Source organism: Xanthomonas hortorum pv. cynarae, assembly GCF_002939985.1.
GTDB lineage: Bacteria > Pseudomonadota > Gammaproteobacteria > Xanthomonadales > Xanthomonadaceae > Xanthomonas > Xanthomonas hortorum_D.
Genome location: NZ_MDFM01000044.1, coordinates 14,972 through 33,454, shown reverse-complemented (window position 1 = coordinate 33,454; position 18,483 = coordinate 14,972). Strand labels below are relative to the sequence as shown.

General features: G+C 62.5%; 14 protein-coding genes and 1 pseudogene. 2 read left to right on the top strand and 13 right to left on the bottom strand.

Translation table 11 applies throughout. The annotated features are described in order from the left end of the window. Positions 1 to 225 precede the first annotated feature (225 nt). A pseudogene (locus XcyCFBP4188_RS20635) lies at positions 226 to 1,176 on the bottom strand (IS5 family transposase). A gap of 428 nt (positions 1,177 to 1,604) precedes the next feature. On the opposite strand from XcyCFBP4188_RS20635, the gene XcyCFBP4188_RS20630 reads away from it, so the two are divergent. Next, positions 1,605 to 1,826 (top strand): SymE family type I addiction module toxin, encoded by a 222-nt coding sequence (locus tag XcyCFBP4188_RS20630; RefSeq protein WP_074057272.1) that lies wholly within the window; start codon positions 1,605 to 1,607, stop codon positions 1,824 to 1,826. Positions 1,827 to 1,935: 109 nt separating this feature from the next. Here XcyCFBP4188_RS20630 and XcyCFBP4188_RS20625 read toward each other — a convergent pair whose 3' ends face one another. The 8 genes from XcyCFBP4188_RS20625 to XcyCFBP4188_RS20585 all read right to left on the bottom strand — a co-directional run bounded on the left by XcyCFBP4188_RS20625 (position 1,936) and on the right by XcyCFBP4188_RS20585 (position 10,496). Then, positions 1,936 to 2,463, bottom strand: a complete 528-nt coding sequence (locus XcyCFBP4188_RS20625; protein ID WP_181018823.1) for a hypothetical protein — start codon at positions 2,461 to 2,463, stop codon at positions 1,936 to 1,938. A gap of 60 nt (positions 2,464 to 2,523) precedes the next feature. Next, positions 2,524 to 2,979, bottom strand: a complete 456-nt coding sequence (locus XcyCFBP4188_RS23290) for a hypothetical protein (protein ID WP_074057271.1) — start codon at positions 2,977 to 2,979, stop codon at positions 2,524 to 2,526. A gap of 920 nt (positions 2,980 to 3,899) precedes the next feature. Further along, positions 3,900 to 4,868 (bottom strand): protein translocase subunit SecF, encoded by a 969-nt coding sequence (gene secF, locus XcyCFBP4188_RS20610; protein WP_006448912.1) that lies wholly within the window; start codon positions 4,866 to 4,868, stop codon positions 3,900 to 3,902. Positions 4,869 to 4,927: 59 nt separating this feature from the next. Next, a complete protein-coding gene (gene secD, locus XcyCFBP4188_RS20605; protein ID WP_167393581.1) occupies positions 4,928 to 6,772 on the bottom strand; it encodes a protein translocase subunit SecD in 1,845 nt (614 codons plus the stop codon). A 191-nt stretch (positions 6,773 to 6,963) separates the two neighbouring features. Then, positions 6,964 to 7,317, bottom strand: a complete 354-nt coding sequence (gene yajC / locus XcyCFBP4188_RS20600; protein ID WP_006448914.1) for a preprotein translocase subunit YajC — start codon at positions 7,315 to 7,317, stop codon at positions 6,964 to 6,966. A gap of 131 nt (positions 7,318 to 7,448) precedes the next feature. Continuing rightward, positions 7,449 to 8,594, bottom strand: coding sequence for a tRNA guanosine(34) transglycosylase Tgt (tgt, locus tag XcyCFBP4188_RS20595; RefSeq protein WP_104592770.1), 1,146 nt, complete (start codon positions 8,592 to 8,594; stop codon positions 7,449 to 7,451). 81 nt (positions 8,595 to 8,675) lie between these two features. Further along, entirely contained in the window at positions 8,676 to 9,746 is a 1,071-nt protein-coding gene (gene queA / locus XcyCFBP4188_RS20590; RefSeq protein WP_104592769.1) for a tRNA preQ1(34) S-adenosylmethionine ribosyltransferase-isomerase QueA, read from the bottom strand. A gap of 318 nt (positions 9,747 to 10,064) precedes the next feature. Then, entirely contained in the window at positions 10,065 to 10,496 is a 432-nt protein-coding gene (locus XcyCFBP4188_RS20585) for an Lrp/AsnC family transcriptional regulator (protein ID WP_006448917.1), read from the bottom strand. Positions 10,497 to 10,617: 121 nt separating this feature from the next. Here XcyCFBP4188_RS20585 and XcyCFBP4188_RS20580 point away from each other — a divergent pair, with 121 nt between their 5' ends. After that, on the top strand, positions 10,618 to 12,114 hold the full coding sequence (locus XcyCFBP4188_RS20580) for an aminotransferase class III-fold pyridoxal phosphate-dependent enzyme (protein WP_104592768.1): 1,497 nt from the start codon (positions 10,618 to 10,620) through the stop codon (positions 12,112 to 12,114). Between the two features lie 222 nt (positions 12,115 to 12,336). Here the strand turns inward: XcyCFBP4188_RS20580 and XcyCFBP4188_RS20575 are convergent, their stop codons facing one another. The 4 genes from XcyCFBP4188_RS20575 to XcyCFBP4188_RS20560 all read right to left on the bottom strand — a co-directional run bounded on the left by XcyCFBP4188_RS20575 (position 12,337) and on the right by XcyCFBP4188_RS20560 (position 18,354). Continuing rightward, positions 12,337 to 13,044, bottom strand: a complete 708-nt coding sequence (locus XcyCFBP4188_RS20575) for a glycosyltransferase family 32 protein (RefSeq protein WP_074057265.1) — start codon at positions 13,042 to 13,044, stop codon at positions 12,337 to 12,339. Positions 13,045 to 13,286: 242 nt separating this feature from the next. Beyond that, positions 13,287 to 14,666 carry a purple acid phosphatase family protein gene (locus XcyCFBP4188_RS20570; protein WP_006448922.1) on the bottom strand — a complete coding sequence of 460 codons (1,380 nt, stop codon included), beginning with the start codon at positions 14,664 to 14,666 and terminating at the stop codon, positions 13,287 to 13,289. Beyond that, a complete protein-coding gene (locus XcyCFBP4188_RS20565; protein ID WP_006448925.1) occupies positions 14,663 to 15,799 on the bottom strand; it encodes a phytase in 1,137 nt (378 codons plus the stop codon). The genes XcyCFBP4188_RS20570 and XcyCFBP4188_RS20565 overlap by 4 nt, the downstream gene beginning before the upstream one ends. Beyond that, positions 15,796 to 18,354: a TonB-dependent receptor gene (locus XcyCFBP4188_RS20560; protein WP_006448927.1), complete on the bottom strand. Its 2,559-nt coding sequence runs from the start codon at positions 18,352 to 18,354 to the stop codon at positions 15,796 to 15,798. The genes XcyCFBP4188_RS20565 and XcyCFBP4188_RS20560 overlap by 4 nt, the downstream gene beginning before the upstream one ends. Between the last annotated feature and the right edge of the window lie 129 nt (positions 18,355 to 18,483).

The following is an 18,483-nucleotide window of genomic DNA, read 5'->3' as shown; positions in this document are numbered from 1 at the left end:
GAGATATCGGTTGGATATGGCTTACGAGGCTTCATCCGTATACGTTATCGTGACAAGGGCAAAGTTCATAACACGCTCTAGGGAAGGTCTGAACAACGAGGCCTGAGAGTGCGGGATGTCGCGTCGGTCCTGAGAGTCGCGTTTGAATCTTCGGATTTTCGCCATTTCTGGCGCGTTCCTTGGGAATTGCCCGGGTTACAGGCGCACGCTCCCCATGGCAGGCAGTCACTGCTTTCGCTTCATCCACAGATTGGAGAGCGCAAACAAGGTCAGCACGTGTGCGGTGTTCTTGGCCAGGCCGCGATAGCGGACCTTGGTGTAACCGAATTGGCGCTTGATCACCCGGAATGGATGCTCCACCTTCGCGCGCACGCTGGCCTTAAAGTGTTCCCAACGCTGTTCCCGAGCACGCTCGCGTTTGTTGCCGATGGCTTGCAGCGTCGAACGCCTGGCGGCAATGAAAAATGCAGCCTGGCAGGTCTGCAGTTCTTCGCGTTTGTCCGCACCGGTGTAGCCGCTGTCGCCGAACACGCTGTCTTCTTTGCCACGCAGTAATGCGTGCGTCACCGTGACGTCGGCGACATTAGCCGCTGTGCAATGGACGTGGTGCACCAACCCGGAAAACTCATCCACGCCGATGTGCGCCTTCATCCCGAAATACCACTGATTGCCCTTCCTGGTCTGATGCATCTCAGGGTCGCGCGCGTGATCGGCATTCTTGGTCGAACTGGGCGCAGCGATCAGCGTCGCATCGACGATCGTGCCCGACCGCAGGCTCTGGCCCTTGCGCGCCAGATGCGCGTTGACCGCTTCCAGCATCCGCGCGGCAAGGCCATGGGTCTCCAGCAGGCGCCGAAAGTTGAGAATCGTGGTTTCGTCGGGAATGTCGTCCAAGCCACCGAGCTGGGCAAACCTCCGCAAGATCGGGATCTCGTGCAGCGCTTCTTCCATCGCCGGATCGCTCAACGCATATCACTGCTGCAGCAGATGAATCCGCAACATCGTCGCTAGTGCGTATGGCTGTCGACCAGGGCGTCCCAACACCGGATCGTGCGGCGCGATCAGCCCGAGCAGTTGCTGCCACGGAACCACCTGCTCCATCTCGGCCAGGAAAATCTCCCTGCGGGTCTGCTTGCGCTTGCCCAGGCCCTCAGCGTCACCGAACGTCAGTTGCATGGATCACTCCTCAACATGAGGCGGGTAGTGTCGCGTATCTGTGGTGCGTTGTTCAGAGCTTCCCTAACGCTTGAGTTAAGCCGCCCCGCAGCGGGGCGGCGACTGCATGCTAGCGTAGCGTATAGCACCCTGGCACCGCCACGGTGCGGGGGCGGCTTGAACGAATTGTTAGGCCCGTGCCTGTGAGTTGACCGCTAGCCCGCATCCGGCTAAGTTCTCAGCTGGTGCTGAACACACCTTCTCGAAGCGGCAACCGCGCCCGAAAGCCATGCGGTTTTTTTGTGACCATTGTTTTTTATGGCCGGGTGGCGCGCAGCTATACAACACCCGAAAGGGAAAATCTGCGGGCCGTCTTCGAGCGGTGTTCAAGCGCCCGGCCGCCTCTCTGAACAGGAGGCGAAAATTGGACAATCTCGAAGGATGCCATCATGGCTAAGCAACACCGCACAGCGCCGAAGCCGCGCTTTTTGACAATTGGCTATCAGTATTACGAAAGCCAGCACAAAGACATAGAGCATCGCACCCAGCCACGACAAGTTCCATTTTTACGCTTGAGCGGCGATTGGTTGCAAGCGGCAGGGTTTAAGGTGGGTCAGAAAGCACGAGTTCAAGTGACTAAGCGTGGCATCACGATCGTGGCCGAAGAGTAACGCGAACGATGCTGTGAGTGGACAAACATCCGCTCACGGCATTCTGCTTTTTCGGGCCTAAAGCCTGAATTAAGCCGAACCGCGAAGCGGGTTCGGCTTGAATGAACTGTTAGGCACTACGCAGGGTGCGCCGAAACCACTCATACATGACCTCCATAGCCAGCTTGGCATCCGACTCCAGTATCGTAGCTGGATGGACTTTTTTGGCCAAGAATCTGGTGCCGAATGCATCAGGGTGGTTAGCCGCTTTGCGGTGCGTGAACGGATTGCGCAGCTGCCGAAGCCTGTCGGTGCGGTCAAACAAATCATTTGGCAACGAAAGGTGTTGGCGCCCGGCCTTAATCATTAGCTCAAATGTATGTCGCTCCTGCGCAGGAGCCAAGCTTTCTAGCTCTTCGCTAAGTGTGTGCTCTACGAAAGAAGTGGCGAGGAGCAATGCACCAACAAAGTGGCCGGAGACAAAACAGAGCCGCGCTTCTTCCAGCATTTGGAGGATCGTTAGATCACCCATGACCGCGCCAGGATGAAAGTAGTGCTGAGCCAGCCACTCGATCCGATCTACGCGATCGGCCCGCGACGAATCATCAGCACGCGCAAGAGCTTCAGTAAGGTTCTCACGCGTGGCTGGAATGGGCATAGTGGTGCCTAACGCCTGAGTTAAGCGGCGTTGCGGAGCAACGTCGGCTTGAATGAATTGTTAGGCCTTACCCTTGCCGCCTACCGTAACCCGTAGATATTTGAGTGGCCCATTCACCTGGTCAAGTCCAAGCGAGTCTCGGATATGGTTGCGCAAGGAGTCAACAAGCTCGGTTCCGTCAGCGCCTTGTGTGCCACTCCATGAATCAACGTATTTCTGTGCGAGAGCAATTTGCTCAGCAGTCCCATACAGATAAATTTGACCTATTGCGTCCTCAAGCTCTTTATTGGTCCACACCGTATTGCCATTGCTGTCTTTGTAGTTCAAGGATCCATCAATGCCGGCCCTTACAAGTGTCGAGTGAACCTTGGAGAGCTCGGTTGTGCGCATCGTGCGCTCGGAATTGACTCTGTCCCGTGCCGAATTAAGGCGATGCACCAGCCACCAGCCGAATGCAGCGGCAGCGACCGTGATAATGGTGTTGGCATTTCCGCAAATGTCTAGTTGGCAAGTCATTTGATGTGAGGCCTAACGCCTGAATTAAGCCGACCCGCAGCAGGGCGGCGACTGGGTGCGAATATAGCCGAAGGCATGCACTTAGGCGCCGCCCTGATGCGGGTTCGGCTTGAATGAATTGTTAGGTGCCAGCCGACAGCATCCGCCAGCCAACTAATCCAATGAAAAGTAATGGTGGGAGGATAAGAAATCCTTGCTCGAGCTGACGGTGCAGTGGACGTGGCATAGGAATTGAGCGATATCTCCCATAGCCAGCGTAGATGGCGAACCCAGAAATAATTGCAGAGAGCATCAAGCTGATGCCGACGAAGAGTACCCACCTAATCGCATGGTTGTACTGTCCGGGTACTGGGCGAAGTACATAGGCCACCGCAACCGGCAGAAGAATGGCAGCTACTGTCGCTAAGAGTGAAGTAAATCTTCCCATGGCACCTAACTACTATTGGACCGCCGAAATGCGGTATTGCACGGAGTATCTTCGATCGCTGGCGCTTTGTGAATGGGGAAATCCTAGCCGCTATCAAGGGATTACGCGACAGCAAGCGGACTCTACCTTTGCGCGGTTTCTAGTTTTATCCAGCAAGGACACAGGCGTATGAAATACACCCCCTAAAACAATGGCGTAATAGCACGTCCGCCGACGTGATTGCTCGATCAAGTGTACGACCGCTTGCGCGCTCGGCACTACAGCCTGCTCACCGAGCAGGCGCATCTCAGTTGGATACGGCGCTTCATCCTGGCCAGCGGCTCTCTACCGCAACGTACTGCGTATCGATCGGCATCACGTATCCGAAGAAATCACTCGTGTTCAAGATCTTGAGTAGTGGCGTCACAGTGCACACCATGCAGTCACGACGTCCAACCAGAAACGAAAAAACCGCGCACTGCGCGGTTTTTTCGTCACACCTTTTGCCAACCGATCAAGGACGACGCGCCAGCGCCTCCACATCCTTGGCCTTGGGCAGCAGATCCTGCTTGGTCACGGCGAACGGCCCGATGCTCAGCATCGGCACTGCGACGATGATCGAGGAGATCACCACGATCACCGCGCCGATCATGTGCGTCTCGGCCAGGCCTTCCATCGACTCGCCGCCGTAGATGTACAGGGCCAGCGCCGACAGGAAGAACATCACCGCGGTGATTACCGTGCGCGACAACGTCTGGTTGATCGAGCGGTTCAGCACTTCCAGCGGCTCCACGCGCAGCGCGCGGAAGTTTTCGCGCACGCGGTCGAACACCACGATGATGTCGTTGATCGCAAAACCCATCACCGACAACAAGCCCGCCAGCACGGTCAGATCGAACTCGCGGCCGGTCAGCGACACGAAGGCCACCGTGACCAACAGGTCGAACAAGGCGGTCAGGCTGGCGACCACGGCGAACTTCCACTCGAAGCGGAACGCGATGTAGATCAGAAAGCCCACCAGCATGAACACCGTGGCGTACACGCCGTTCAAGGCCAGATCCTTGCCGACCTGCGGGCCGACGAATTCGCCCGGCTGCACGGTGGCAGGATTTTGCTCGGTGCTGACGGCCTTGCGCACTTCTTCGGCGACAGTGGTTGCGGCATCGTCGCGGTTGTTGTGCTGCTCGCGCGCCTGCAGGCGAATCATCACCTCGTTGCCGCCGCGCGCGTTCTGCACCTGGGCGTTCTCGAAACCGGCCTTGGCCAGCTGCTCGCGCACCTGGTCCACGTCCACCGTCTTCTGGAACGAGGTCTGCACCAGCGTGCCGCCGGTGAATTCCAGTGCGTAGTTGAAGCCCTTGCCGACGATGATGCCGATCGAGGCGATCGCCAGCACCAGCATCAAGATCAGCACCGGCTTGCGCAGGCGCATGAAATCGATCTTGGTGTCGTTAGGGATCAGATGAAGCGGAAAAATTTTCATTGAAAGATCTTCCTAAAAAGTCCGCACATGGATGTGCGGGCTCTTGCGAGGGACTCGCATTAAATAGCGACAGACTTCAGCTTCTTGCGGCTGCCATAGATCAGCACCGCCAGCGCGCGCGATACGGTGATCGCAGTGAACATCGAGGCGAAAATACCGATGATCATGGTCAGCGCGAAACCCTTCAGCGGGCCGGTACCGAACGCATACAGCGCCACGCCGACGATCAACCCGGTCAGGTTGGCGTCGAGGATGGTGCCGCCGGCCTTCTCGTAGCCGGCAACGATCGCCGACTTGGGCGGCACGCCGAGACGTAACTCTTCTCGGATACGCTCGTTGATCAGCACGTTGGCGTCCACCGACAGACCGACCGACAAGGCCAGACCAGCAAAGCCCGGCAACGTCATGGTGGCGCCGAACAGCGACATCACCGCAATCACGATCAGCAGGTTGAATAGCAGCGCCACCGAGGTGATCGCGCCGAACATGCGGTAGTAAATGGTGAAGAACACCAGGGTGAACACGAACGAGAACACCACCGCAGTGACGCCGCGCTCCACGTTCTCCGCACCCAGGCTCGGGCCAATCACGTATTCCTCGACGAAATCCATCTGCGCGGCCAGTGAGCCGGATTTCAGCAGTTTGGCCAGGTTCTCGGCTTCGGTCTTTTCCAGACCGGTGGTCTGGAAATTCTTGCCGAACACGCCGGCGATGCGGGTCGGCGACAGCGCTTCTTCCTTGACCCGCACGCTGCGCACTTCCTTGCCGTCGACCATGGTCACGGTGGGAATGCGCTCGATGTAGACCACCGACATCAGCTTGCCGACATTGGCGCTGGTGTAGTCGAGCATGCGCTGGCCGGCGACGTTGTTGAGCGTCACCGCCACCGCCGGCATGCCGTTCTGGTCGTTGCTGACGCTGGCACTGACCATCTGATCACCAGTCACCAGCGCGCGCTTGTTGAGCAACACCGGTGCATTGCTGTCGCGCAGACGGTAGACCTTGGCTTCCGGCGGAATGGTGCCGCTGCGCACGGCATCTTCGGCATTGCCTTCGACCACCGCACGGAATTCCAGCGAGGCGGTGGCACCGATCAGGCGCTTGGCCTCGGCGGTGTCCTGCAAGCCCGGCAATTCGACCACGATGCGGTCTTCGCCCTGGCGCTGGATGGTCGGTTCGGACACGCCCAGCGCGTTGACACGATTGCGCAAGGTGGTGAGGTTCTGTTCGATCGCGCCGCTGGCGATCTGCTTGAGTTCGGCCTCGGGGACCTTCACTGCGATGTTCTGGCCACTGACGTCATAGGTCAGCGTCGGCTGCGCCTTGGCCAGCGCGGTACGCGCGGCATCGGCGCTGGCGCCCTCGCTCAGGCTGACCTGGATGCTGTTGTCGCCACGACGCTCGACCGAGCGATAAGCGATACGGCCATCGCGCAAGGTGGTGCGGATGTCTTCGGCAAAGCCGTCCAGGCGCTTTTCCAGCGCGGCCTTCTGATCCACCTGCATGGCGAAATGCACGCCGCCGACCAGGTCCAGACCCAGCACCATCGGCCGGCCGCCCAGCTTGGCCAGCCAGTCCGGCACGGTCGAGGCCAGGTTCAGCGCCACCGTGTAGTTCTCGCCCAGTTGCTGGCGCAGCACATCGTTGGCGCGGGTCTGTGCCTGCAGGTTGGGCAGACGCACCATCAGGCTCTCGCCTTCCTTGGTGACGGCCTTGGGGGTGATGCCGGCGCTCTTGAGGTCGGCGTCGATGCGGCTACGCAATGCGTCGTCGAGTTGGGCACCGCGGCTGGCGGTGATCTGCACGGACGGGTCTTTCTGGTAGATGTTGGGCAACGCGTACAGCGCGCTGACCGCCAGCACCAGCAGGATCAGGAAATACTTCCAGCGAGGAAATTCGAGCATTGCGACAGTCCCGCGCGACACCATCCCGGCGACGCGCCTAGCAGTGAGAACGACTTCAAGCGGCCAACACAAGGTCGCGAGCGGTCGTCAGGTGGATGCGGGCGTTGCCGGGACGGGAGTATTGCGACCCTCCGGTTCCCGGCGCCGACTGCGCCCGCCTGACGGTGCGCGCAGTAGTTTTGGAGCCGCTCTTAGCTGGCCGACTTCAGCGTGCCCTTGGGCAGCACATGACCCACGGCACTCTTCTGCACGCGGATACGCACGTTGTCGGCCACTTCCACGGTGATGAAGTTGTCGCCGATGTCGCTGATCACGCCGGCAACGCCGCCGGAGGTGATCACTTCATCGCCGCGTGAGAGCTTCTCCAGCAGCGACTTGTGTTCTTTCTGGCGCTTCATCTGCGGGCGGATCATCAAAAAATACATGACCGCGATCAGGATGATCGGCAACGCGAAGGTGGACAGGCTTCCCATCGGGCCGGCGGCCGGCGCGCCACCGGTGGCCTGCGCCTGGGCGACGGGGATCAGGAAATCGAGCAGATTCATTCAATGCATCCTAGTTTGGTGCCAGCGCGCCAAGCGGCCCGCTCGCTATTCAGGTACCGCCGAAGCGGAACAGCCGGGAATTATGCCATGCGGGTTCCCAACCGTCCGCGCAAGGGCGCGGACGGACGGTTTCAGCTGGTTTCCCCCGGCAACGGCGGCGTGATGGCGCCGCGTGCCGCATAGAAGGACCGCCGGAACTCCACAAAGGTTCCCGAGGCGATCGCCGCGCGCAGGTCGGCCATCAACTTCTCGTAGTACCAGAGGTTGTGCAGGGTACCCAGCATCGGCGCCAGCATCTCGTTGCAGCGGTCCAGATGGCGCAGGTAGGAGCGCGTGTAGCCGCTGCTGCAGGCGTGACACCCGCAGCCCGGCTCGATGGTGTCCAGGTCGCGCTCGTACTTGGCGTTGCGGATGCGCACGGTACCGAACGAGGTGAAATAGTGGCCGTTGCGCGCGTTGCGGGTAGGCATCACGCAGTCGAACATGTCCACGCCACGCGCCACGCCTTCGACCAGATCCTCCGGCCGGCCGACGCCCATCAGGTAGCGCGGGCGCTCGGCCGGCAGGCGCGGATGCAGGTGTTCGAGCATCGCATTGCGCTCATGCTCGGGCTCGCCCACCGCCAGCCCGCCGATGGCATAGCCGTCGAAGCCGATGGCTTGCAGCCCGTCCAGCGAGCGGCTGCGCAGGTCCGGATGCACCCCGCCCTGCACGATGCCGAACAGCGCTGCATCGTTGCCCAGCCCGTCATGCGCGTCGCGCGAGCGCTGCGCCCAGCGCAGGCTCAGCTCCATCGAGCGCCGTGCCACCTCCTCGGTGGCCGGGTACGGCGTGCACTCGTCGAAGATCATCACGATGTCCGAATCGAGCACCTTCTGGATCTGCATGCTCTCTTCCGGGCCCAGGAATACGCGGGCGCCATCGGTGGGCGAAGAAAACGTCACACCTTGCTCGGTGATCTTGCGACGATGCGCCAGCGAAAACACCTGGAATCCGCCCGAATCGGTAAGGATCGGCCCGTCCCAACGCGCAAACCCGTGCAGCCCGCCGTGATCGCCGATCACATCCAGACCCGGGCGCAGATACAGATGGAAGGTGTTGCCCAGGATGATCTCCGCACCCAGCGCGCGGATCTGCTCGGGCAGGATGCCCTTGACCGAGCCATACGTCCCCACCGGCATGAACGCCGGCGTCTCGACGGTGCCGCGCGGAAAGGTCAGGCGGCCGCGGCGGGCATGGCCGTCGGTGGCTTGGAGCTGGAATTGAAGTCGGGACATTGAAAGGCCGGGAATGGGGAATCGGGAGTGGAGAATCGGAGAAGCGGTTGGCGAATGTCGGAACGCGTGGCGGGTACTGCCTTACGATTCCCCATTCCCGATTCCCCATTCCCTGCCCCACAGCAACATCGCATCGCCGTACGAAAAGAAGCGATAGCGCTGCGCGATGGCGTGTTGATAGGCGGCGAAGATGCGTTCGCGGCCGGCGAAGGCCGAGACCATCATCAGCAGTGTGCTTTCGGGCAGATGAAAGTTGGTGACCATCGCATCGACGCTGCGGATGCGGTAGCCGGGCAGGATGAAGATCTGGGTTTCGCCGGCGAATGGCAGCAGTTCGCCATCGGGTGCGGCATCGGTTTTACGCCAGGCGCTTTCCAGCGAGCGCACCACCGTGGTTCCCACCGCAATGACGCGGCCGCCGCGTGCGCGCGTGCGCCGCACCTGCTCGACCAGCGCGGCACCGACGTTGAGCCACTCGGTGTGCATCACGTGCTTGTCCAGCGCATCCACGCGCACCGGTTGGAAGGTACCGGCGCCGACATGCAAGGTGACATGGCCGAACTCCACCCCGCGCTCGCGTAACTGCGCCAGCAGCGCCTCGTCGAAATGCAGGCCGGCGGTGGGCGCGGCGACCGCGCCGACTTCACGCGCGAACACCGTCTGGTAGCGCTCGCGGTCTTCCACACCCGGCTCGCGGCGGATGTACGGCGGTAGCGGCAGCTGTCCGGCCTCCGGCAACCACTGCTCCAAAGGTGCGGGGATATCGAAACGCAGCAGATAGAACTCGCCATCGCGGCCCAGCACTTCGGCCTGCCCACCGGCATCGAGCGCGATCAGGCTGCCGGCCTTGGGCGACTTGCTGGCGCCGATCTGCACGCGCGCCTCGCGCTCGCCGAGCAGGCGCTCGATCAGGATCTCCACCCGCCCGCCACTGGCCTTCTGCCCGAACAAGCGCGCCGGGATCACCCGGGTGTCGTTGAAGATCAGCAGATCGCCCGGCTGCAGCAGCTCGGGCAGATCGCGCACCTGGCGGTCGACCAGCGCCTGCGGCGACGGCGGCACCACCAGCAAGCGGCTGGCAGCACGCTCGGCCAGCGGCGCCTGGGCGATCAGCTCGTCGGGTAGGTCGTAATGGAAATCGGACTTCTTCAAGGCGTGGCGGTACAGCGGTTTGGGGGCGCTAGTTTAGCGGGACATGCTGAGGCAGGTTTGGCAGCCTTTTCCTCCAGGGAAACAAGACCTGCGGAGATCGCGGAGGTAGCAGATCCTTCTCCCATCGGGAGAAGGTGGCGCGCAGCGCCGGATGAGGGTACGGGCGAAGCATAATGCGCTCAAATATTGCAGAGGCTTCGCCCCGTACCCTCACCCCAACCCCTCTCCCGGGGGAGAGGGGCTTGCTAGCTCGCGAATCATGGCTCTTACGATTCCCGATTCCCCACTCCCGATTCCCCACTCCCGATTCCCAGCCCCTCACCGCTCAAACTTCGTCGACAAAATGATCGACGTCGTCGTGCGCTCCACGCCATCGATCGCGCCGATGGCGTCGGTAAGCACGTCCATTTCGTTGACGCCGCCGACCACGCCCAGGGCGATCAGGTCGTAGGCGCCGCTGACCGAGTGCAGCAGGCGTACCTCGGGGATGTCGCGCAGCGCCTTGACCACGGCCGGCATCTTCTTGGGCAGCACGGTGATCAGGATGTGCGCGCGGATGCGGCCCTGCTCGTAGGCGTCGTGGGTGCGCACGGTATAGCCGCTGATCACGCCGTCGCGTTCGAGTTTTTCGATGCGGCTTTGCACGGTGGTGCGCGACAGCCCGAGCCGGCGCGCGATCTGCGCGGTGGAGGCGCGCGCGTCCTCGCGCAACAGCGACAGCAGGCGTTCGTCGGAGGGAGTGATTTTCACTTTTGCCCAAATGGTTCGTCGATTCGACGAAAATACCTGACTTCCTGCCCGGATTCACGCTGCCAAACGCCGATCTTCTGCCGATAATAGAAAGGGAACGCCACCTTGTAGGAGATGCGCCATGTCCGTCCTCGCCCCACTCGCCCCGCTGCGGGCCCATGCCGGCCGCCGCCTGACCGATGGTCTGGACGATGCCAGCATCGTGCGCCTGGCCAGCACCCACGACGATCTCGCCCAGGCCATCAATGCGGCCGCCGCCGAATACGCGCTGGTGCGCGCCGAGGCCGCCGACCTGCTGGACCTGGACGAAGACGCGCAGATCGGCGCGGTGCAGGACGGCTTCATCAATTTCTATGCCGACGATGCGGTGACCCCGTACGTAGCGCTGGCCGCGCGCGGCCCGTGGGTGATCACGCTCAAGGGTGCGGTGCTGTACGACGCCGGCGGCTACGGCATGCTCGGCTTCGGCCACACGCCCGCGCCGGTACTCGAGGCCATGGCACGCCCGCAGGTGATGGCCAACGTGATGACGCCCAGCCTGGCGCAGCGCCGGCTCGACCGCGCCCTGCGCGCGGAGATCGGGCATACCCGTGGCGGCTGTCCGTTTGCGCGCTTCATGTGTCTCAACTCCGGTTCCGAAGCGGTCGGCCTGGCCGCACGCATCGTCGACACCAACGCCAAGCTGCACACCGACCCGGGCGCGCGCCACGCCGGTGCCACCATCAAGCGCGTGGTGGTCAAGGGCAGCTTCCATGGCCGCACCGACCGCCCCGGCCTGTATTCCGATTCCAGCCGCAAGACCTACACCAAGTACCTGGCCAGTTACCGCGACGAAGACTCGGTGATCGCGATCGCGCCGTACGACGTGGCGGCGCTGCAGCGCGCCTTCGAGGAGGCCGCGCGCAATCACTGGTTTATCGAGGCGGTGTTCCTCGAGCCGGTGATGGGCGAAGGCGACCCGGGCCGCGCATTACCGGCCGCGTTCTATGCCGCTGCGCGCGAGCTGACCCGCCTGCACGGCAGCCTGCTGCTGGTGGATTCGATCCAGGCCGGCCTGCGTGCGCACGGCGTGCTGTCGGTGGTGGATTACCCCGGCTTCGAGCAGCTCGACCCGCCGGATCTGGAGACCTATTCCAAGGCGCTCAACGCCGCGCAATACCCGCTCTCGGTGCTGGCCGTGACCGAACACGCCGCGCAGGTGTATCGCAAGGGCACCTATGGCAACACCATGACCACCAATCCGCGTGCGCTCGATGTGGCCTGCGCCACGCTGGCGTTGTTCACTCCGCAGGTGCGCGCCAACATCCGTAGCCGCGGTGCGCAGGCGATCGCCAAGCTGGAAGCCTTGCAGTCCGAGTTGGGCGGCTTGATCACCAAGGTGCAGGGCACCGGCTTGCTGTTTTCCTGCGAGCTGGCACCGCAGTTCAAGTGTTATGGCGCCGGGTCCACCGAGGAATGGCTGCGCCACCGCGGCGTCAACGTGATCCATGGCGGCGAGAATTCGTTGCGCTTCACGCCGCACTTCGCCATGGACGAAGACGAGCTCGATCTATTGGTCGGATTGATCGCCCGTGCGCTCAAGGAAGGCCCGCGCCAGGTACAGGCCGAGGCCGCCTGAAGCTGCACATCTCTCTCAACGCCTGAAACTCGGAAGTCCTGTGGGCTGCCGCGCTGACGGCGCGAGATTTGTGACATAGCAAGCACGATGCGAAGGGCGCTTGCGCAAGCGCCCTTCACCAGCGTGAACCGCACAAAAAGTTGCGTTGACTGCCGCAGCGGGAATCACCTCAGTGCCGCCATGCGGATCCGTTCGACAGATCTGCATGGCGACCGGCAGCAATCAGATCGGCACCGCGCTCAGCTTGCGACGCAGGTAATTGGTCACCGCCCGGCGCGTCGACTTGCCGCGCCACGATGCCCAGCACAGATGCGAGCCGACGGCGATCTTGCCGCCGCGGTGGCCGAGCCCGAACCAGGTGCGATCCGGATGGAATGCATCGCGCGGCGGGAACACGATGCCGGAGAACTGCTCGCCATATGCGTTGTAGAAGCGCGTCAGCCCGCGCGGGCCGGAGATCATCGGAATCTGCCGGTGATCTTCCAGCGTCTCCGGCGCATGCACACTGAAGATGTGCTCGATAAAGGCGCGCCACAAAGGATGCCCTGCCTGGGAACCAAATACGGCATTGCCGATCTTGAACTGATCGTTGCCTAGTGCGCCATCTTCGATCGGCAGCACGCATTGCTGTACCAACAGGTCGGCGCCAAGCGGCTGCAGCAGCTTGTAGTCGGTGTCGAAATAAAAGCCGCCGTGCGCGTGCATATAGGCGCAGCGGGCGATGTCGGCCTTCATCACGCCGAAGCGGATCGCCTCGTAACGGTCGGCGAATTCCGGGAACGCGCGACGCATCAGTTCCGAATTGTCCGCATCATCCCAGACGTAGCAGACCCAGTCCGGCAAGAGCCGCTGCAGACGGGCCTGGATCCTGCGTTCTTCCCACTGCAATTGCTTGGTCGGCGCGGTCAGATGAAACACATGGGGAATCATGGTGGTTTCTCGGGGGCTGGGGGCACCAACACCTCCATCCAGCACCGTCTTGCCACCGGCTACCCGGATGGAGATCCGGCTAACCACACCCTATGCCCATTTTTTGTGTGACGTAACTCACACTTTCCAATTGGCATACGAGGTAACCATTGGAAAAATCAATGCATCAGCGAAGTTTCCTCACATCTCCCTAACACGGTACGCCGATCCGCCCCAACTATTTCGATTTCTTCACAGCAACATCATTCCCAGCAGCGATCGGCCCGTCCCTTGAGCGTTGCGCTGCGCGGGCAGTCACGTCGGGCGATGCGTCCTGCTTCGTGTTCGATCAAACGCTTGGCCCCGGTCGTATCGCGCTTGAGCTCGAAAGCATCGTAGAGACGTCCGGTGGCGGTGCGCGACTCGTAGAGCAACTTCTGGTTGTCAATGCGAAGCACCTGATACAGCTGGGTGTCTTCGCCGACCGGGCGCATGGTCTTGCGAGCCATGTCCGACAGCCGGTACTGCTTTGGTCCGGCCACCGACACCACGAACACCGGCGTCGCCTGCCCGGCCTCATCGCCGCGACGGCCGTAGGTGTGGTCGTGGCCCTGCAGCACCAGATCGACCTTGTGGCGACGGATCACCGGCAGCACCTGCTCGACCAGCTTTTCGTTCTCGCGATCGGCGCGCGGCGAGAAGAACGGCTGATGGATCAGCACGATCGACCACGGATGCGGATTGTCGGCCAATACGGTGTCCAGCCACTGCGCCTGCGCCGGGCCGGTGCCCAGATCCAGCACGGAGGTACCGTCGAGCACGGCGATGCGCACGCCCTGGTAGTCGAACCAGTAGCTGGTGCGCGCGGTCGCCGACGGCCCGTTGCGCGGCAAGGCGAAGGTCACCGGCCAATGGCTGCCGAGCGTGCGCGTCGCCTGCGGGGTGTCCTCGCCTTCTTCGTGATACTCGTGATTGCCCGGTGCCGGCGCTACCGCGGTACCTTCCAGCAACCAGCGCCCGGCTTCGAACCACTCAGCCCATTCGTTGTCGTCCTGGCCGTCCTTGCCGCTGACCAGATCGCCGGCGAACAGTGCCAGCCGCGCGTCCGGTGCGCTGCGCCAGGCCTGGCGGATCACCCGCGAGACCAGGCTGAGATTCTTGTTCTGGGTATCGCCGAAATACAGCAGCGTCAGCGGGGTGGCGGCCGTGGCGGCGGTGCGGAAATGATTCCATGCGCCCCAGGTGCTGTTGCCCTGCACGCGGTAGGCGTACAGCGTGTCCGGCTTCAACCCATCGATATCGGCGCGGTGATGATGCGAGCTGCCGTTTTCGCTGCTCAGCGTGGCGGTGCTGGCGCGAATGCGGCGCGGCGTACCCACGTCGGGCGAGTCGCCGGCGACGACCAGTTCCAGCCACGGCTGGTTGACGCTGGCATCGGTACGCCAGGCCGCTGCGAAGCCAGTGGCCGCATCCTGCGCGGGCGTGGCGACGATGCGGTCCGGAAAGCCGTCGGCGACATAGTGGGTGGAGCCCGCCGGCACCTGCGTATTCGGTTCGGCAGCCCGCTCGGCGGCAAACGATTGAGCGCTGCTCATCGCGATGAGCGAGAGCAGCGCGTATACCGACGCACGCCCAGCGCTCATGGCGCGCACTCTTTCAAGCGCAGCGTGCGCGCGATATCGCGCCAATCGAAGGCGGCCACCGCCTGGTCGTCATGCAAGGCATAGAACACGCCACCGGGGAAGCGCGCATCGCCGCGCTGATCCAGCCACACGCCATCGGTATTGGCGGTCACCCGGCCGGCGAATGCGCCCACATGCGCCAGGCTCTGGCGATCGAACACCTGGAACACACTGCGGTCCTTGAACTGATCGGTGGCGATCCAGTACCCGCTGCCATCGCTGCACGCCAGCAAGGTCATGCCTTCGGCCTGCGCCTTGAACAAGCCGGTGCCGACATTGCGCCCACGATAACGTCCATCCATGCCGTACTCGCGTAGCTGCGTGCCCACGGCCACATCTTCTTCGGCAATCATCAAGCGCGCATTGGCTTCATCGCCGAACACCGATTCGGCAATCCGCACTGCACCCGCTTCGGTGGTATCGCCAAAGCTCTGGGTCAGCTGCGATTGCCAGCCCTGCCCTGCGTTGTTCAGTTGATAACGCCGAAAGCGCTGACCGAGGTCGGCCACCGGCGGCGGCAGATCCTTGTTGGCCGGCGACATGTAGTTGTCGCTGACCACCACCTCGTAGCCCCCGTCGTGCTTGCGCACCCACAGCCCGTAAGGCTCGCGCAGTTCGTCCTGGCCGAAGGCGGTCAACGGCTTGAAGTCCGGCAGCGAGAACACCTGCACACGGCGGTTGTCGCGCTCGACCACAAACAGCAGATCGTCGACCACCGAGATCCCGTTCGGGCGATCCAGCTTGCCCAGGGCCTTGCCCTTGCCGCCGACCACGCGCAGGCGCTTGCCGTTGTCGCCGTCGAATACCACCAACGCATGCGTGGCCTTGGCAGTGGCGATCAGCCAGCGGCTGCCATCCGGCGCCATCCAGCTGGCCGGCGAATCCAGATTGTCGGACGGCGTAGAAGTGGTGATGAAGGCTTCCGGCACCACTTCGTGCGCCACCCTGGCCTCGCTGAGCAAGGGGTCTTTCAGCAGCGCCTCGTCGGCTTCGCGGTCGACCGGTGCGCTGGCGCAAGCCGTCAGCGCCAGTGCGGTAGCGAGCAGTGTGGTGTGGAGTAACGTGGTGTGGAGCAGCGTGCGCGTTGCGATCACAGTGCCACCTTCAGGCCGAGCGCATAGGTGCGGCCGTATTCTTCGTTCTGCAGCGTGCGTGTGGGCACGCCCTGGTACAGCTCCAGCGGCTCGTCCAGCAGGTTCTGCGCTTCCAGATACAGGCTGACGTGGCTGTTGAATTGGTAATTCATGCTGAAATCCAGCTGTGTGTGCGGAGCGACATAGATATCGTACGCGCGGCTGGCGCCGATGGTGTCCAGGTATTCGCTGCGATATACCGCTGCCACGCGCGCACTGAAGCCATATTTTTCATAACCCAGATGGCCGCTGTAGATCCGCTTGGACGAACGCGGCAAGGTGAAGTCCTCACCGGCGCGGTCGCTCAGGCCGGGGTCGAAATCGCTGTCCAGCACGGTGGCGCTGGCACCGACCAACAGGCCATTCCAGCCTTCCGGCAGGAAGTCCAGGGTCTGCTGCCAATTGAACTCGGCACCGCGCACTTTTGCGGTGTCGCCATTGATCGAACGCGTGACCTGCAAATCCGGGAATTCCGCATCGTTGGTGCTGATCGTCTGCACGATGTAATCGTCGATCGATTTGTTGAACACGCCCAACGAGATCAGGCCGGTGCTGCCGATGTATTTTTCGAACGACAGATCCAGATTGGTGGAACGGTAAGGATTGAGATCGGGATTGCCGATGCTCACTTCCTCATCGCCGCGATTGATGCTCACGCGCGGCGAGACATCGCCGAACGACGGACGCGACAAGGTCTTGTTGGCCGCAAACCGCAGCACCCAGTCGTTGCCGGTGTCATAGCGCAGGTGCAGGCCCGGCAGCACATTGGTGTAGCTGCTGGACGCCTCCCGTGGCGTCACCGTGGCCGAGCGGCCGTCTTCTGCCACGTCCACCTGATTGCCGGTGGCATTGAACTGGGTGTTCTCCACACGCACGCCGGCAATCATGCGCAGCGCCCCGATGTCCCAGGTGCCCATTGCGTACGTCGCAAACACATCTTCGGTGGCGGTGTAGTCGTCCTGCAGCGAGACCTGCTGATTGCCGCCGACATCCTGCGGACGTGCGCTGTACAGATTGCCGGAGGTGTTCCAGTAACGGCGCATGCCATCCGAGCCGATGCTTTCGCCCAAGGTGCCGCCACGGTGTTCCGGCGCGGCGGTGGTCCAGTCGCTCAAGTCGATCGCCGGGCCGCGACGCAGCTCGCGTTCGTCCACATTGACATCGCGCTCGCGCCAGCGACCGAGCACGCCCATCTTCAGGCTGGAATGCTCGCCATCGAAGCGCACGTTGACCTGCGCGCTGCGCTCGCTGTCGTCCACCCGCTTGGGCGAAAGTACGAAGCGGTCGAACACGAAATCGTCGTTGCTCTGCCAGCCGTTGTCGGAGAAGCCCAGGCGCGGAATCCCGCTGTTCTGATCGACCGTGGCCGACAGATCGTCGCCGTCATAGTTGAAGCGCGCTTCCATTTCATCGTTCACGCGCTCGGTGGTCTTGGTGTAGCCCACCTTGTAATCCACGGTGGCTGCGCTCAGGCGATTTTCGCCGCCCACGCTCAAGGCCATGGTGTCTTCCTTCTTGGTGCGATAACGCACGCGCTTGGAGATCGAATCGGCCGGCAGATCGGCCACGTTGTAGGTGCCATCGCCGTTGGCGCTGACCTGACCATCGCTCAGACCGAAGATGGTGCGCTGACGCGTTTCGGCATCGTCGAAACGGCTGTACAGCGTACGCAGGTAATAGCGGTTGTCTTCGTCCGGGCGCCAGTCCAGATTGAGGTTGGCGCCCATGCGGGTGCGTTCGATGAAGTATTTGCGGCGCTGCACTTCACCGGCAAACAAATCGTCGGCCGCACCGCCATCGAAACTGTCGTAGGCCACTTCGGTGTTGTCGGATTCGAATTCGCGATCCTGGTAGTTCACACCCACTGCCACACCGAAGGTGCCATCGAAGATATCGCTGTAGTTGAACGCGCCCTTCGGGCTGGTCTTGCCCGACAGCGACTGGTGGCTGCCTTCGACCGAGCCGCGCAAGGTGCGGCCATCGCGATCGAATGCGGAGGTGGACTCGACTTGAATTGCGCCGCCGATGGAATCGCCCGGCATGTCAGGCGTTGGCGACTTGACCACCTTCAGGCGCTCGGTGGAATCGGAGGGAATCACGTCCAGCGGCGCCGAGCGCGTGCCGTCTTCCGGCGTGCCCATGGTCATGCCGTCGATGGTGACGCTGTTGAGCGCCGAATCCAGACCGCGGATCACCACGAAGCGGCCTTCGCCCTGATCGCGGGTGACGCTGACGCCGGGCAGGCGCTGCAAGGATTCTGCAACATTCTTGTCGGGATAGCGGCCCATCGCATCGGAGGCGACCGCATCCTGGATGGCATCGGAGCTGCGCTTGAGATCCACCGCGCGTACTTGCGATTCCGTTTGCGGGCGCACTTCCAGCCGCTCCAGATCGATGGCCGCAGCGCTTGCTGCGCCGGTTGCAGCAGCACCCTCAGCCGCCAGCGCTAGCGGGCTCCACGTGGCCGCAGCCAACGTCAGCGTGATCGCCAGGCAGAGCGGAGTCTTGTTGAGCACGGGTGCTTCCCCAATTGGTTAAGAATGGGTGGGCACACTATGTCTACGACGTTTCACTGACATGACATCTGCAAGCGCGATCACGCGCAATGTGTGGCGACGCTGCCGCCGGCTGCGGCACACTGTGGG